Raw genomic sequence first — 16,475 nt, forward strand, 5'->3', positions numbered from 1 at the left:
CACGTCTTTACAAAACGCAACATCGGTTGCGTCCTTGCTGTTTAGCCTGATAAAGCGCCTGGTCTGCGCGTTCAAATGCCGATTCATCGGTGTCATTCGGGGTAAACTCAGTAATACCGCAGGAAATGGTAATTGCAACGGACGCGCCGCTGGCATTGAAGCCTGTTTTTTCAATGGTTTGACGCAGTTGGTTGGCCAGTATCAAAGCCGATTTACTGTCGGTGTTTGGTAACAACATAGTAAATTCTTCACCGCCAAAACGGGAAATAAAATCGGTTGCGCGGGAATGATCGGATAATTGTTTGGCGATTAACAGTAGTACTTTATCGCCGGCTTTATGGCCATAGCTGTCATTGATATTTTTGAAATGATCAATGTCCCAAATGATAAGGCTTAATGGTGTGCGATAACGTTTCCAGCGAGCCAGTTCGGTTTCCAGGCGTTCGTTATAGGCATTGCGATTTGGCAGACCTGTTAAGGTGTCGCGTAATGCCTGGGTATTGGCAATTTTTAGTTTGGATTTAAGTTCACAGGATTCTGACTCCATATCTTTTATTTTATCCACTAAATCATCCAGTTGCTGCTGTGTTTTCTGACGTTGAATAGCTTCTTTCTGACTGTGTTCCTCAATTTCTTTGGCAATACTGGCTAGTCGACTGTTGATTATCCCTTTTAAAGGCTCAAGTTTGGTGGCGTTGGTTGAGCTTAACTGTAACTCTTCCATCTGTTCAGAAACGGGTTGATCGAGCTTACTTCTGTTTTCAGCCGATTTTTGAGCGGCCGTGCTGGCTCCCATTACACTTATATCCAGTGCGGCTAATTGTTCAGTGATATGGGAGAGAAACTTATCAATGTCTTGCTGTTCTGACTGGTTGTGCTGTTTGATTTTAAGCAGCAGCTTAAAGGACTTATCCAGAATAGATTCAAAAGCTATTGTGGTTTGGTTTGGAGCGGCGAGCAATTGTTTTGCGGTTTGCGCTTGTTGATCAAAAATGCTAGGTATTTCAATGCCTTCCAGAAAAAGAAATAACTGCCGACTGACAATTCCTATATCGATGTGGTTGGCGATGATAGTTGGCGCCGAGGTGTCGTTGTCAGATTCGATAGCTTCAAGTATGGCGATAAATAGTTGATTGGAGTTCTCGAATTTTGCAGACTCAGCTTTGTTCTTCAGTAGTTTTAGCAGGCTTTGTTGGTTTTCAGTTGTGTATCGCTGAAGCAGAAAATCAAATAACGGCTGGATTTCCACTGACTGGTTTTGATCTGGTGTATGCTTGATTTGGGCTACGGAAAGAGTGAATTTTTCAAGTTCATCTTTAAGTGCGTGGCTGTTTATGCCGCTTTTTAATTGCTCGCGGATACCCAGCAGATGGGGATCCAGATGTGGATCGAGTCCTGTCGTTGCGATAGTCAGGCGTATTATTGTTTTACAAAGCAGGTCCTCTTTTTCTTTGCAGGATTCCTCTGCTTTCTTGTAAGTAGCCTCGGATTGTTCCTGTTCATCAAGTAAATCTAAATATTTCTCTTTCCATTTATCCGGGTCGGTTGGCTTACTAAAAAAACTCATGAATAGACCTTGTCAATGATTAATGAGCGAAAACTAAATAGCTTATGCGTCTTGTGCAATGGGCGGCTTTGCAAGCCGCCGCATCGATTTATTGTTGGTTCAAATTAAAGAATATCTATTGAAGAAGGTAATCAGTTGGTGTGCGCCACAATTATTTTGCAGCGCTTTCTTGTTGAATCAGTTGATTGACAACCTTTATCATTTTTTCATGAGAACCGGCTATAGGACCATTGGTCTTATATTTGCCGTTAATAATGATGGCGGGAACGCCGGTTACGCCATAACGACCGGCCATGGTGGTTGCCTGGCGCATTTTGGCGTCGACCAGAAATGAGTTGTAAGCATTATGGAATTCGGCTTCGTTAACGCCGTGTGCAACAAAGAACTTAGCCAGCTGATCTTCGGTCTCAAGAGTTTGTTTTTTGTTTTGTATAGCGTCGAAAAAGTCGGCATGAACCTTATCGACTACGCTCAGTGCTTCAGCAGTAAAATAAGCTTTGGCGTGTTTGCCCCAAAGATCGCTGAATACAGCTGGTTGACGGATAAATTCAACGTTTTTAGGCAGGCTTTTTATCCATTGTTCCAGTAACGGTTCAAGACTATAGCAATGTGGGCAACCGTACCAGAAGAACTCAATGACTTCAATTTTATCAGGATTATGGGTAGGCTGCGCCGGAGACAGGGTTTCATAGCCAACGGATTCCGCTTTTAACAAGGCTGAGCAGGAAAATAATAAGATTAATAAGCTGGATTGAGCGATTTTTTTAAGCATGGCTAAAGTTCTCTGTAGGTTTTGTGGGGCAGCTTTGCTTTACGACGGCATGGCGCAGAGATCTGTCCATGCCGTCGTAAGGAGAGTCCGCTCTACACTTATTTCATCATGGATATACGATACGAAACGGCTTTTATTTCTTGATCCGTCATCTTCTTTGCAATCATGTGCATTATGTTTTCCGGATTATTGCTGCGCGCACCGGATTTAAAGTCAGTGAGTGCTTTTATTAAATAGTCGGCGTGTTGCGATTTTAATGCCGGAAATGAAGCTGGTTTATTGCCTTCGCCAAAAGGACCATGGCAGGCGATGCAGGCGGAGACTTCGCTTTTTAGGTTACCGTTGCGATACAGATCGCTGCCTTGAGCGATAATGGACTGGATAGTCTCTTTTTTGCCGGCCGGTTTTTCGTCTTCATCGTCAGTCTCCAGGACAGGCAAGGTATTTTCCGAAATCTTTTGTGTCGCGTAATAAGCGGAAATGTCTGTTATATCTTCATCCGTTAATGGCAGCGCCATAGCCGACATCATGGGATCGTTGCGGCTGCCGTCTTTAAATGCGTGCAGCTGGCTTGCCAGATAAGATGAATGTTGCTGTGCAAGCTTGGGGAATGTTGATACCATGCTGTTACCGTTGTCTCCATGACAACTGGTGCAGGACTCTGATTTTTGTTTTCCTGCGTTAATATTGCCTTCTGCATGTAAAATACTCGTAGCACTGGCCAATGCCAGAGAAATTGAAAGCACCTGCAATTTTTTCTTCATCAAATTCCCCTTCGGAATGGTTAATCATTTATGCCAGTCTTTTAGTTACTCAGGCTGCTGCGCATAACCGAATTTTACTCTAAATAGTAACTCTAAGCGAGACAACGATGAATCCAGTTTATCATCAAGCAAAATTTATTAACAGTTCGCCACATCTCAGCAATACCCCCCCGGATCAGGGGCTGGAAGTGGCATTTGCGGGGCGTTCGAATGCCGGTAAATCCAGCGCGATTAATACATTAACCAGGCAGAACGGATTGGCCAGGATCAGTAAAACACCGGGCAGAACCCAGATGCTCAATTTTTTTGAAATTAATGAGCGGCAACGGTTTGTTGATTTGCCGGGTTACGGCTATGCCAAAGTGCCTTTAGCGGTGAAGAAAAAATGGCATGAGTTGATGGAAACTTATTTAACCAGTCGCAAGTCATTATGTGCCATTATTCTGGTAATGGATGTGCGCCATCCCTTAACCGAATTTGACTGGCAGATGATAGAGTGGTGCGAACATACCGGGCTGCCGCTGCATATCCTGTTAACCAAGGCGGATAAATTGAATTACGGCGCGGCTAAAAATACCTTGTTGCAAGTGCAAAAGGAACTTAAGGATGCTAGTTTTCCTGTGACGTTACAGTTATTTTCGGCATTGAAAAAAACCGGTATTGATGAAGTGCATTTTGCGCTTGATCAGTTGTTTAGTCCTGCGGATCAAGATCAAAGTGAAATATCAACACCTTCTTGAGCGAGCAATAGCTCGAAACCGGTTGCAGGATTGTTTTGCAACAAGTTTTGATAAATAGCTTCAAGACTTGCATCGCTACGGGTAGGTTCATGGTGGGTGAAAAACAGTTTCTTTGCCTTTGCGGCGGTAGCCAGTTTTATTCCCGAATCATAAGTGCCGTGCCCCCAACCTTGCTTGGAGGCATATTCCTCGTTGGTATAGGATGAGTCGACAATCAACGCATCGACATCTTTCATGGCCAGCACGACTTCGTCCCATTTTGCGTCGACAAAAGACTGGAATTCAGTATATTCATCATCTTCCGGATCATAGATGTTGAGCTGCGGTTCGTAATCGCCGGTAAAAAAGACCGATTGTCCATCGCAATCGATTCGATAGCCGAAATTCAACACCGGATGACTAAGCACAATCGGGGTGATAGTGGCGCTGCCTACCTTGACCGGTTCGCCCGGCTTTACTGTGGCATACTCAATCCGGGCATTGAGTTGAGCTTCGCGTATCGGAAAGAAACTGTATTGCAACTGTACGGAAAGCGCCCGGTTGATGGTTTCATTGGTTACCGGATCGATTCCGCCATAGATTTTAATCTGGTTGTTCGGGATAAAAATGGGGATGAAGAAGGGTAGGCCCTGTATATGATCCCAATGGGTATGGGTAATGAAGATATGCGCCTGAATGGGCATTTCTTTCAGCAGTGTTTGTGCAAGCGCGTGGATGCCGGTACCGGCGTCAAGAATGATCAAATCATTGTCATTGGTTCTGATTTCAATGCAGGTAGTATTGCCGCCGTATTTAACGGTGTTGGGTCCCGGTGTGGGTATGGATCCTCTAACGCCCCAGAATTTAATTTTCATTGTTGTCCTTCGACTGCATGGATGTAGGAGGTGAGGCACCGAAAGTAGGCGCTTTTAGGCGATGCAGGAGCACAAACCGAACACTACACGTTAATAAAAGATTGAGCTTCTATTTTGATGGATTCTAAATCCCCCAAATCGTCGCACATGGCAGAGAGGTTCGCGCCAAAGCGGATGACAATGGATTCCGGGAAGGCTTCTATCAAAGGATTGCCGCCATTGCCGAATTGCATGTGTTTACTGATTTGATTAGCGGCAAAAACGCAGTCTCGTAAGACATTTTGGTTGTGGTCAATATCATGATGATGAGCGATGGCATCAATTAACGGGTCTGACAGTTCCCATTTTTCAGCCAGTATTTTGCCTGCCTGCGAATGATTGATGCCTATAAATTCGAGCTCGGTTTGATGCAGTGGCAGCTGTTGTTCTTGGCTCTTTTCCAGCGCAAGTTTAAATTCATCAGGCATAAATTCAGCGAATACCACTTTCCCAAAGTCATGCAGTAACCCGGCAACAAAACAATCGCTGCATTCTGTTGACGATAAACCTATGCGTTCAGCAAGCAGTTTGCTGATTGCGGCGGTGGTCAAAGAATGCAGCAGAAAATTGGAGGTATTGAAATTGGCCTTGTTATTGGCACTCAACATACCCATTGCAGCAACACCCAAGGCTATATTTTTTATGGTATTAAGGCCAATATGTACGACAGCCCTCTGCACCGAGGTGATTTTTTGAGGTAGCCCGTAAAAAGATGAATTAATGGCTTTAAGAATTTTAACGGTCATAATCGGGTCGCATTCAATAACACGGACAATATCTTTTGCCGAGGCGTTGATGTCTGACGTTAACTGCACTATCTGTTGGACGCTTTTAGGAAAGGCGGGCATTTTCTCAACGAGGACGATGAGTTTTTCGTTTTTTGAATTTGGCATTGTGTGTCGTTAAGCAATAAGCAACAAGGAGAGCATAGTTGAGAAAAGTATTTGTCAGTTATTAGTTACATAAGACCGAGGACATGCTGCCACTATAATACAATACCGTCATAATGCCGAAAAAAATAAAACTATCCGTTAGTGAGCTTCGTCCCAATTATTGCCAATACCTATATCGACAATCAGCGGCACATCAAGATCGGCAGCCGCACACATGATGGATCTGATCTTGGCCGCGCAGTCGTCTACCTGATCTTGTGCAATTTCAAACACCAGTTCATCATGTACCTGCATAATCATTTTGGCATCCGGGTTCTCTTTATATAGCCAACGGTCGGTGGATATCATGGCGCGTTTAATGATGTCAGCCGCAGTTCCCTGCATCGGTGCATTGATAGCGGTGCGTTCGGCGTATTGGCGACGTGCCGCATTGCGTGAATTTATTTCCGGTAAATACAAGCGTCTACCGAATAATGTTTCAATATAGCCTTGCTCGCGGGCTTGCTCCCTGATCCTGTCCATATAGTTTTTGACACCCGGATAACGGGCAAAATATAAATCGATATACGATTGCGCCTGGTTGCGCGACAAGCCCAGTTGCTGCGCCAGGCCAAATGACGACATGCCGTAAATCAGTCCGAAATTGATGGCTTTGGCAGAACGGCGCAAATCAGTGGTGACTTGCTCCGGAGCAACGCCAAATACTTCAGCCGCTGTGGCCCGATGTACGTCTTCGCCGTCGGTAAAGGCTTTTAGCAAGCCCTCATCAGCCGATAAATGCGCCATGATGCGCAACTCAATTTGAGAATAATCGGCAGCGACTATTTTTCTGCCTTCGGGAGCAATAAAGGCCTGCCGGATTTTTCGGCCTTCTTTGCTGCGTATCGGAATATTTTGCAGATTGGGATCGGAAGAAGACAGCCGGCCTGTTGCGGCTACCGCCTGGTGATAAGAGGTATGAATCCGCCCCGTTTGCCCGTCAACCTGTTGCGGCAGTTTGTCGATATAGGTGGATTTTAGCTTGCTTAAACTACGGTGCTCCAGAATCAGCTTGGGCAGCGGATAATTGAGAGCTAATTCCTGCAGTACCGATTCTTCAGTCGACGGCTGGCCTTTAGGCGTTTTCTTTAACACCGGCAGATTTTGCCGGTCGTATAGAATATCCTGGATCTGTTTGGGCGAGCCCAGGTTGAATACCTGTCCGGCCAGATCGTGAGCGTGTTGTTCAAGGGAGATAATCTGGCTGGAAAGTTCAAGACTTTGTTGCGCGAGCATGGCGGTATCGATTAATACGCCATTGTTTTCAATTCGGGCCAGCACACTGATCAGCGGGATTTCAACGTCTGTATATAACTCAAGCAACTTTGGCTGTTGTGTCAGTTTTGCGTTGAGCACTTGATGCAGTTGTAAGGTAATGTCGGCATCTTCCGCTGCATAAGGTGCCGCCTGTTCTATCGACACTTTCTGAAAGCCTATGTGTTTTGCGCCTTTTCCGGCCACGTCTTCATAATGGATGGTTTCAACATCCAGATATTCCTTGGCCAGATCGTCCATGTTATGTTTGGTTGCGGTACTGTTTAACACATAAGATTCAAGCATGGTGTCGTGCGCAATGCCGTCTAATGCAATGCCGTGATTTGCCAGTACATGCATATCGTATTTCAGGTTTTGCCCTAGCTTGGGCTTGTGCGGATTTTCCAGCAGAGGCCGCAGTTTTTCCAGTATTTCGGATCGGTCCAGCTGATCCGGCACGTCTGCATAGTCATGGGCTAAAGGCACGTAAGCGGCAAAGCCCGGGGTAACCGCAAAGGACACACCGACTATCCGTGCCTTGCTGTAATCCAGACTGGTGGTTTCGGTATCGAAAGCAAACAACTCGGCTTTGTTCAATTGCTCAAGCCAGTCGTTAAAATGCGGCTCGGTTAGTATGGTTTCATACGACGGTGCCGGTGCAGAAGGTTGAGCAACGCATGGAGCGGCTTGTGCCGGACTCGAATTAACGACAACAGGGCCGGCGCTGTTCACTACTGGAGGGTTTGTCCTGGGTGGGGCCGAAGCATCCAGCATTTTTAACCAGGACGAAAATCCCAGATCAGCCAATAAATGTTTTAGTTCTGCCGTATCCATCGGCTGCTGTTTCAAGTCTTCCATGCTGTAGGGTAAGTCAAGGTCGCACTTAATGGTGGTGAGTTGTTTGGATAAAGGTAGATAGTCCAAGCTGGCGCGCAGGTTTTCGCCGATTTTGCCGGTGATTTCATTCGCATGGGCCATCAGGTTTTCTAAAGTCTGGTAGTGTTCAAGCCATTTTGCCGCTGTTTTGGGACCCACTTTGGGTACGCCGGGAATATTGTCGACAGTGTCGCCTATCAAGGCCAGATAATCGACAATCTGTTCCGGCTTGACCCCGAATTTGTCGATAACGCCCTGAATATCCATGCGGATATTGGACATGGTGTTTTCCAGGATAATGTGCTCGGTGACCAGTTGCGCCATATCCTTGTCGCCGGTGGAAATAATAACGTCATAGCCTTGTTGTTCGGCATGTTGAGCCAGCACGCCCAGAACGTCGTCGGCTTCTACACCGGATTCGATAATTAACGGCAAACCCATCGCCCGGATCAGGTTGTGCAGCGGGGCAATCTGGACCCGCAAATCGTCGGGCATCGGCGGGCGATGGGCCTTGTACTGGTCGTAAAGCTCGTTGCGAAAGGTTTTGCCCGGGGCATCGAAGACCACGGTGATGTAGTCGCTGTGATAGTCGGCGATCAACTTGCGCAGCATATTGCTGACGCCGTAGATGGCGTTGGTGGGTTCGCCGCTAGCATTGGTTAGCGGCGGAATGGCATGGTAAGCGCGGAATAAAAAAGATGAACCGTCAACCAGGACCAGGCGTTCTCTGACGCCCCCCTTTGACAAAGGGGGGGCAGGAGGGATTTGTGTTTGTTGGGACATAGGATTTTAGGTGAAAGGTTAAAAGATGCAAGGCATCAGGTTTTACGCTTAACATCGACGATATTAGGCAATTGACTTATTTTATTAAGCACTTGGCTTAACTGATCGGTATTTTCAATTTGAATGGTCAAATTGAGTAGCGCTGAAAAGTCGGGATGCGTATCCAGTGCCGCATTGGAAATATGAATTTTAGCCTGGGCCAAAATCTGGGTCACGTCATTGAGTAAATTTTGCGAGTTAAAGGCATGGATAACAATAGGGACAGCATAGCTGGCTTTTTTTGCGCCCCAGTTAACCGAAATAAGTTGGGCCTGTTTTTCGGGACCAAGGTGCAAGATGTTTTCGCAGTCTTTGCGGTGGATCGTAATGCCTTTTTTGTGGGAAATATAGCCGATAATGTCATTGCCCTGAATCGGGGAGCAACAGTGAGCAAGAGAAGTCAGGACATTATCGATGCCTTCTACGGAAATGACTGATTTAGTCTCGGGCTTTTTGCGTTGAATGGGTGTCGGTTGAGCTTCCAGTTCAGGAATCTTGAAAAACGCCGCAAGCTGGCGGCTGTTAATGTCGCTACGGCCTATCGCTTCGAGCAGCTTGTCGGTATCCGGTTGATGAAAATGTTTAGCCAGCTCCGCCAGATTGAGCATTTTTAAGCCCAGTCGCTGGCTTTCCTTGTCTAAAATAGCCTTGCCTGTGGCCATATTCTGGGTTTGTTGCTGATTTTTAAACCAGCTTTTGACTTTGCCGATCGCGGCCGATGTCTTTAAATAGCCCAGGTTGAGATCGATCCAGTTATGATTGGGGCCGCCCTCTTTTGCCGTTAAAATTTTTACCTGTTCGCCGGATTTTAAGGTGTAAGTCAACGGCGCAATGCGACCGTTGACTTTTGCCCCACGGCAGCGGTGTCCAACTTCGGTATGGATGGCGTAGGCAAAATCCAGCGGTGTAGAACCTTTAACCAGATCGATTAATTTCCCGGCGGGTGTCAAAACGTAGACGCGATCATTGAATAATTCGCTACGGAAATTTTCCGACAGCGCTTCGTCGCTGCCCTCCTTTCGGCTACGCTCAGGACTGGTTTCGTCCAGCAGCTTGCGCAACGAGGCGATGTTTTTTTCGATGGCCGCATCATGCTTGCCGCCTTCTTTGTAAGACCAATGTGCAGCAACCCCGAGTTCGGCAAAGTCGTGCATTTGCTGGGTGCGGATTTGCACCTCGATACGATTGCCGTCAGGGTCGATAATAACGGTATGCAAAGACTGGTAGCCGTTCTCTTTGGGATTGGCGATGTAATCGTCAAATTCCTTAGGGATAGTTTGCCAAAGGCTATGTACGACACCTAAGGTGGCATAACAGGACGTCAGGTTGTCGACAATAACGCGCACCGCCAGCAGGTCGTAAAGTTCGTCTATGTCCAGTTGCTTGCGGCGCATCTTTTTCCAGATGCTGTAAATGTGTTTAGGCCGGCCGTAAATGTCCGCAGAGATCCCCTGTTCGGCGAGCTTGCCCTGCAACAGGGCAATAAAGTTATTGATGCAGTTTTCCCGCTGCACGCGGTTATCGGTCAGCGACTTGGCGATACGGCGGTAGGATTGGGGTTTCAGATAGCGGAAGGCCATGTCCTCCAGTTCCCATTTTAACTGGTGAATGCCCATCCGATTAGCAATCGGCGCATAAATGTCCAGCGTTTCCTGGGCAATAAAGCGCCTGAGTTCATAAGACTCCCTGGGCAAGACCTTAAGCCGTTGAACCCGGTAAGCCAGCTTTATTAATACGGCGCGGACATCCTGAGTCATGGACAGCAGCATGCGGCGCAAGGTTTCGGTTTGACTCGGCTGGTCGGTCATTTCCAGCGAATAAACGGTTAACTTATTCAACCAGTTAACATCGTCAACCAATGTTGCAACCGTTTCGCCGAATTGCTCTTTAATGTCAGGCTTTGGATTTAAATGAGCTAAGCGTGGATCGCTTAATATCGCGGCGAGGATAGTTTTCAGATCGACGTTAAAATCCATCAAAATTGCCGCTACCTCAACGCCTTTGGGGCGGAAATAATGGGGATCTTCAGGGATTTGCGCGATAATCGCCAGCGCCCTGTTTATCTGTTCGGTATCGGGAGCGGAAAATCCGCTAAAAAGTTGTTTATTGGGCTCGGTGTTTTTTTGCATCAAACGATAGTCAATAATTTGAAAACTTGGCGGTTATGATAGGTCAATGCCGTTAAATGTAACAAGCAATCATTGCCTGTATGGATGTAGATAAGGTGCGTGAGCAGCGTAGCAGTGTGTCGAAGCGCGCAAGCTTCGCCTAACGTGCCTGCTTTTGGTACAAGGTGCTGGATGTCAATCTGTTAAGTGCCCACTTAACAGATTGACATTAAAAGGAATGAAACAATAATGCTTATGACTGCTAATGGTAGCAGGAGTATGTTTTTACCAAATAATTAAAGTTGAAAAAATGAAAATTACAATATTCGGAAGTGGTTATGTGGGTTTGGTGACAGGAGCCTGTCTTGCGGACGTTGGTAATGATGTTATCTGTGTCGATATTGATGAGGTCAAAATTGCCAGGCTCCAGCAGGGCGTCATTCCGATCTATGAGCCGGGGCTCGAAGCCATGGTCAAAGAAAATCAATCGGAAGGGCGACTGAGATTTACCACCGATATTAAGGAGGCTGTAGATCATGGCGTTTTTCAATTCATCGCCGTGGGTACGCCGCCGGATGGCGACGGCTCAGCTGATTTACAGTACGTGTTGGCGGTTGCCAAGAGCATAGCCGAGAATATGAATGAGTATCGGGTGGTGATTGATAAGTCGACGGTGCCGGTGGGTACGGCGGATAAGGTTAAGGCGGTCATGCAGCAGACTTTGGCAAATCGCGGCAAGGAACTGGAGTTTGATGTGGTTTCAAACCCCGAATTCCTGAAAGAAGGCGCGGCGCTGGATGATTTCATGAAACCGGATCGGATCATTATCGGTACCGACAATCCCAGAACGGCAGAATTGCTTAAGGCCCTTTATGCGCCGTTCAATCGTAGCGTTGACCGGGTCATCACCATGGATATCCGTTCGGCTGAATTGACCAAGTATGCCGCGAATGCGATGTTGGCGACCAAAATCAGTTTCATGAACGAGCTGGCAAATCTGGCCGAGCATTTGGGTGCGGATATTGAGCAGGTAAGGCACGGCATAGGCTCTGATAGCCGTATCGGCTACAGTTTTATTTACCCCGGTTGCGGTTATGGCGGTTCCTGTTTTCCCAAAGACGTAAAAGCGCTGGAAAGAACGGCAAAGGAACAGGGTTATCATGCCGAATTGCTCAATGCGGTAGAGAATGTCAATAATCGACAAAAACACCGCTTGTTCGAAAAAATTAACAAACATTACCAAGGTAATTTAACCGGTAAGGTATTCGCCCTGTGGGGGCTTGCGTTTAAACCCAACACCGATGACATGCGCGATGCGCCAAGCCGGGTTGTGCTGGAAGCATTGGTTAAAGCAGGCGCAACGGTTCAAGCCTTTGATCCTGAAGCGCAGGAGGAAGCGAGACGGCTTTATGGCGACAAGCCGGGATTGAGCTACTGCGACTCGCCCAAGGACGCCTTAAAGTACGCCGATGCTTTGGTAATTGTTACGGAATGGAAGCAATTTCGCAGTCCTGATTTTGATGAGTTGAGTCAACAGCTGCAAGATAAGGTGATCTTTGACGGCCGTAATATGTATGAGCCGAACAGGGTTAGACGTAGCGGATTAACCTATTACGCAATAGGGAGATAAAAAAGTTGTATTTATAAGGCAAGCGTCTAAACTAAGCGGCGAATGGTTAATAATAATTTTGGTTGGCAACTATAAGACTATTCGAAAATCATAAATCATATAATTTTTTATAATAGGAAAATAAAGATGCTTAGATTATTAGTCGTGTTATTTGCCGCCTTTTGCTCGTTTAATGTTATTGCCTCGCCTGTAAACATCAATACCGCCGATGCAAAAACGATAGGGGAAGCCCTGTCGGGTATAGGCCTGAAAAAAGCCGAAGCCATTGTCAAATATAGAGAGGTAAAAGGTGAATTCAAAACAGTGGAAGATTTGGTCAATGTTGATGGAATCGGTGCGAAAACCATCGAAAAAATCAAAAATGATGTGTTGTTAAGCGATGCGGCGGCAGTCGCGGATCAAAAAACTGATAAAAAGATAGAAGAAAAAACCAAGTAGATTATCGGTAGTTATTTCAAGCGACCGGCAGTCTCTAATCGTATAGAGACTGTCGGTTTTTTGTTGTCTGAGGATGTTGAGCTTTTTTGGGTAACTGATCCTTTGCATTGTCATATACAATTCCAAAAAACCGAAGAATGCAGACATTGCGAAAGCAAATAGCTGACATTGTAAGCCGCGGGCGTCATTTAAATCGAGTTTCTTAAAAGCGAAAAAGATATCCCTTAACCGTTAACTGAGTGCCAATAGGTACGGCTATTGAATGCGTACGGGTAATAAAATCCGCAATCATTGCCGAGCAAAAAACAGGCTGATTAAAAATACTGTAAAATGACCAAACAGGCCTGATTCAAGCAATTGTCGACGACTGCATGGACAGATTTTTGCGCCATGCAAAATCTGCATTCCCCACATCCTTGTGGATTATGCGGGAGGTAGAGCAATTGCCGAGGAGCGCTGGTGTTATTTGTTGTTTTTTAATTGCAATGGTTTGATATGAAATGAGTGAAGAATACGAATACGATGATGAGGCGGAAGAATATTACGCAATCCGGCCTAATAAAACACAAATCAAAAAAGATATGGCAGTTCTTTTTGCTTTAAGCGAAGAAATGTCTGAGTTACCGGCGGGGCAATTAAAAACGCTTGAGCTTCCTGAGATTATCAATAAAGCCGTTGTGGAAGTATCGGGGATGCCGCATAAAGGCGCGAGAAAACGGCTGTTGAAATTTATTGCCGGTCAGCTCAATAAGATAGATATAGAGCCTATTTTAGAGAAACTGTCGCGCATCAAAAATAAAAGCGCCCACGCCGTCAGGGAGCACCATATTGTTGAGCGTTGGCGGGATCGGCTGATTGCGGAGGGCAATGATGCCTTGACGGAATTGCTGGATGAGCAACCTCATGCCGATAGGCAATTATTAAGACAATTATTGCGTAATGCCCAAAAAGAAACTGAAACCGGTAAGCCGCCCAAATCTTCCCGCCTGCTATATCGCCAACTGAAAGAATTGTTTAAGGTTGAAGGCGAACCGGATGATGAATCAGGGTTTGAGGATGAGCAGGAAGACGATTAATTGTCCGTCGCTCCATCTGCCTAACAATCGCTAAACAGGTCCATTTGTCGGAAATGAGTCTGGCCGGACTTATTTTCCAGCGATGACAGCGTGATACCTAACAAGCGGACATTGCGCCAGCCTATGTCGGTGTCTTTCAATAAGTCTTCAAAAATGTCGACTGGGGTCGATGCCGCCGTAATGATATGGGGCAGTGTCCGGCTACGGGTGATTTGTACAAAATCGTGATATTTGATTTTTACGGTCAGGGTATGGGCGACCAGCTGCCTTTCGGCGACTTTGCTGCGTGCTTTTTCCAGCAGGCTTTGCAACTGCGCAATGACGTCTTGTTTAGTCTTAATATCCTGCTGAAAGGTGATTTCCACGCCCACCGATTTCCTGATACGGCAGTTGTTGACCGGGCGGTTGTCTATGCCCCTTGAAATGCTGTAGTAATGCAGGCCGGCTTTACCAAAATATTGCCGCAACATTTCCAGCGGCAATTCCTTTAAGTCTTTGCCGGTTTTGATGCCCAATGAGTGCATTTTTATCGAAGTGGCTTTGCCTACGCCATGAAACCTTTCGATCGGAAGCTGTTCGACAAAGTCTGCGCCCTGTTCCGGGGCGATTAAATAAAGTCCGTCCGGTTTATTGATGTCCGAGGCGATCTTGGCGAGGAATTTGTTATAAGAGATGCCCGCCGAAGCGATCAGCTGGGTTTCCTGCTTGATCGCTGCCTTGATGGCTTTGGCGATTAATGTGGCAGAACCTTGATGCAAGCTCACATTACTGACATCCAAATAGGCCTCGTCCAGAGAAAGGGGTTCAAAAAGATCAGTGTAGTCGGCAAAGATTTTTCGAATGGCCCTTGACGCTTCTTGATAAGCATCGAAGCGGGGTTTTACAAAAATAGCCTGCGGACATAAGCGGTATGCATGAGCCGAAGGCATCGCGGAATGGATACCGTATTGTCTCGCTTCATAGCTGCAGGTTGCCACCACGCCGCGAGAGTCCGTGGCGCCGCCGACGATCAGCGGTTTGTTGCGGTATTGCGGGAAATCGCGTTGCTCTACAGCCGCAAAAAATGCATCCATATCGATATGAATGATTTTGCGGGTAGAGCTCATCGGCGACTGCAGGGATGCAGGAGCGATTGCCGAGCGTTATTTTGTGGAGTTTTTCGCTTCCGGCAGTTGCAGATCTGCGGTCATATTCCAGTCGGAGAAAGGAAAGGGCAGGGTTTCGGTATTGAAAGTCAGGAACAGCAAAATATGGTACGTATAAATAGAAAGACTGCGTCCGAAATTAAGAATGTTGACGTTAGCTTTGCCGGTGAGCAGCGTTGATGCCACCTGCAATATAATAACGGCCCAAAGTAGCATTCTGACCAGTCCGCCGATAGCCGCAAAAATCAGCATAAAGAAAATTCTTTTCCAGGTGCTGATTTGGGTCAAGTTGTAGTTTATTTGTTCATCCATCGTAATTAACCTCGGTTCATAATGTCGCGTAAATCAAGGGCCGCCGCATTCGCGCGAGCGATATAGTTTGCCATTGACAGGGAGTAGTTGGCGAAAAGACCGTAGCCGCTACCGTTTAAAATCATCGGGCTTAGAATAGGGGTTAAGGCATTTTCCAGCGCCTTAATCATGATATCAACGGTACGCATGGCCCGTTTGTCCAATAAAATATCCTCAAAATCATGTTTGATGGCTCTGAGTATATGCAACAACGCCCAGCTTGCACCGCGCGCTTCATAGAAAACGTCGTCAATCTCCAACCAGGTTACTCTGGCTATGGAGGTGCCTTTTTCATCAGCGGCTTCCCGCTCCAGTTCGGTCAATCCGGGGCCGTAGTTGCCGCTGGCACTGTTTGCGGTCAAGCGGGTGGAAAGTCCGCCCAGACGCTTAATCACAACTTCGGTGTATTGCCACAGATTGTCGGCACGTGAATAAAATTGAGCTTTTTTTACGGGGCCGCCGTATTTTTGCAGGCGAGCCATGTATTTATGCAGCGCCTCAACGCCTTTTTGATACTCGGCTTCCGTTGACGGTAGCGCCCAGGAGTCGTTTTCGTAATAGAAATAAGGCTCGGCAATAGCAAGATCAGGATCTTCGGCCGATTGGGATTGGTCCCTGGCAAAGTGGTTTCTTAGTGCCGATGTGGCGTCTCGCAGCATGACTAATGCGCCATATTCCCAGTTGGAAACGTTGTCCAGGAATACGCCGGGAGGAGCAACGTCGTTAGTAATATAACCGCCGCTTTTATGCAATAGAACCTCGGCGATGTGAGCGAGAGTGTTTGTATAGACATAGCCGACAGGCATACTTTCAGTGGAGTGGGTTTCTTCGGCGCGTTTTACGGCTTCGTCCATGACATTAAACTGCCCTGGTTCTCTGCCCCACCAGGCTCCCAGGAAGACCAGAATGACCACCACAATGAGGACAAAAACACCAAAGCCCCATAGTATCCCTTTAGATTTTATATCGTTCAGTGTATCGTTTGCCGCCATTTTTGAAATCCCGTAAAGAGGTTTTTTCGTAGGATCGAAAAATATTTCATCCTATTGCTTTTTTATATGAAAAATTAACTACATGGTAGCAGGTTTTTTTGTTATTTGCTTATGG

Annotated in this window: 14 protein-coding genes; 4 read left to right on the forward strand and 10 right to left on the reverse strand. The window is 46.5% G+C overall.

All coding sequences use genetic code 11. The features are described 5' to 3' along the window. Positions 1–7: 7 nt before the first annotated feature. The 3 genes from Q8L79_RS03920 to Q8L79_RS03930 form a co-directional block, all read right to left on the reverse strand. Positions 8–1,567, reverse strand: a complete 1,560-nt coding sequence (locus tag Q8L79_RS03920; RefSeq protein ID WP_305268170.1) for a GGDEF domain-containing protein — start codon at positions 1,565–1,567, stop codon at positions 8–10. Between the two features lie 151 nt (positions 1,568–1,718). Further along, positions 1,719–2,339 carry a thiol:disulfide interchange protein DsbA/DsbL gene (locus Q8L79_RS03925; RefSeq protein WP_305268172.1) on the reverse strand — a complete coding sequence of 207 codons (621 nt, stop codon included), beginning with the start codon at positions 2,337–2,339 and terminating at the stop codon, positions 1,719–1,721. Positions 2,340–2,437: 98 nt separating this feature from the next. After that, positions 2,438–3,103, reverse strand: a complete 666-nt coding sequence (locus Q8L79_RS03930) for a cytochrome c (RefSeq protein ID WP_305268174.1) — start codon at positions 3,101–3,103, stop codon at positions 2,438–2,440. Between the two features lie 107 nt (positions 3,104–3,210). Here Q8L79_RS03930 and yihA point away from each other — a divergent pair, with 107 nt between their 5' ends. Next, complete coding sequence (gene yihA / locus Q8L79_RS03935; RefSeq protein ID WP_305268176.1) at positions 3,211–3,843, forward strand: ribosome biogenesis GTP-binding protein YihA/YsxC; 633 nt, start codon at positions 3,211–3,213, stop codon at positions 3,841–3,843. Here yihA and Q8L79_RS03940 read toward each other — a convergent pair. The 4 genes from Q8L79_RS03940 to Q8L79_RS03955 form a co-directional block, all read right to left on the reverse strand. Then, positions 3,816–4,697 carry an MBL fold metallo-hydrolase gene (locus Q8L79_RS03940; protein ID WP_305268177.1) on the reverse strand — a complete coding sequence of 294 codons (882 nt, stop codon included), beginning with the start codon at positions 4,695–4,697 and terminating at the stop codon, positions 3,816–3,818. The two genes, yihA and Q8L79_RS03940, sit on opposite strands and share 28 nt — an antisense overlap. A gap of 83 nt (positions 4,698–4,780) precedes the next feature. Beyond that, the gene (locus Q8L79_RS03945; protein ID WP_305268179.1) at positions 4,781–5,629 is read right to left on the reverse strand and encodes an HDOD domain-containing protein; all 849 of its coding nucleotides are present in this window, start codon (positions 5,627–5,629) and stop codon (positions 4,781–4,783) included. Positions 5,630–5,767: 138 nt separating this feature from the next. Next, positions 5,768–8,581, reverse strand: coding sequence for a DNA polymerase I (polA, locus tag Q8L79_RS03950; protein WP_305268181.1), 2,814 nt, complete (start codon positions 8,579–8,581; stop codon positions 5,768–5,770). Between the two features lie 35 nt (positions 8,582–8,616). Then, positions 8,617–10,749 (reverse strand): bifunctional (p)ppGpp synthetase/guanosine-3',5'-bis(diphosphate) 3'-pyrophosphohydrolase, encoded by a 2,133-nt coding sequence (locus tag Q8L79_RS03955; RefSeq protein ID WP_305268183.1) that lies wholly within the window; start codon positions 10,747–10,749, stop codon positions 8,617–8,619. Between the two features lie 289 nt (positions 10,750–11,038). On the opposite strand from Q8L79_RS03955, the gene Q8L79_RS03960 reads away from it, so the two are divergent. The 3 genes from Q8L79_RS03960 (at position 11,039) to yjgA (ending at position 13,872) form a co-directional block, all read left to right on the forward strand. Then, the gene (locus Q8L79_RS03960; RefSeq protein WP_305268184.1) at positions 11,039–12,358 is read left to right on the forward strand and encodes a UDP-glucose/GDP-mannose dehydrogenase family protein; all 1,320 of its coding nucleotides are present in this window, start codon (positions 11,039–11,041) and stop codon (positions 12,356–12,358) included. A gap of 126 nt (positions 12,359–12,484) precedes the next feature. Next, positions 12,485–12,796 carry a helix-hairpin-helix domain-containing protein gene (locus Q8L79_RS03965; protein WP_305268185.1) on the forward strand — a complete coding sequence of 104 codons (312 nt, stop codon included), beginning with the start codon at positions 12,485–12,487 and terminating at the stop codon, positions 12,794–12,796. 500 nt (positions 12,797–13,296) lie between these two features. Next, positions 13,297–13,872 carry a ribosome biogenesis factor YjgA gene (yjgA, locus tag Q8L79_RS03970; RefSeq protein WP_305268187.1) on the forward strand — a complete coding sequence of 192 codons (576 nt, stop codon included), beginning with the start codon at positions 13,297–13,299 and terminating at the stop codon, positions 13,870–13,872. 20 nt (positions 13,873–13,892) lie between these two features. Here yjgA and dinB read toward each other — a convergent pair whose 3' ends face one another. From dinB to Q8L79_RS03985, 3 genes are read right to left on the reverse strand one after another with little or no spacing between them, the layout of a single operon-like run. After that, positions 13,893–14,978: a DNA polymerase IV gene (gene dinB / locus Q8L79_RS03975; RefSeq protein ID WP_305268188.1), complete on the reverse strand. Its 1,086-nt coding sequence runs from the start codon at positions 14,976–14,978 to the stop codon at positions 13,893–13,895. A 36-nt stretch (positions 14,979–15,014) separates the two neighbouring features. Continuing rightward, the gene (locus Q8L79_RS03980) at positions 15,015–15,329 is read right to left on the reverse strand and encodes a DUF4389 domain-containing protein (RefSeq protein WP_305268189.1); all 315 of its coding nucleotides are present in this window, start codon (positions 15,327–15,329) and stop codon (positions 15,015–15,017) included. Between the two features lie 5 nt (positions 15,330–15,334). Then, the gene (locus Q8L79_RS03985) at positions 15,335–16,360 is read right to left on the reverse strand and encodes a DUF2333 family protein (RefSeq protein ID WP_305268190.1); all 1,026 of its coding nucleotides are present in this window, start codon (positions 16,358–16,360) and stop codon (positions 15,335–15,337) included. Positions 16,361–16,475 lie beyond the last annotated feature (115 nt).

Source organism: Methylobacter sp. (assembly GCF_030680395.1).
GTDB lineage: Bacteria > Pseudomonadota > Gammaproteobacteria > Methylococcales > Methylomonadaceae > Methylobacter_A.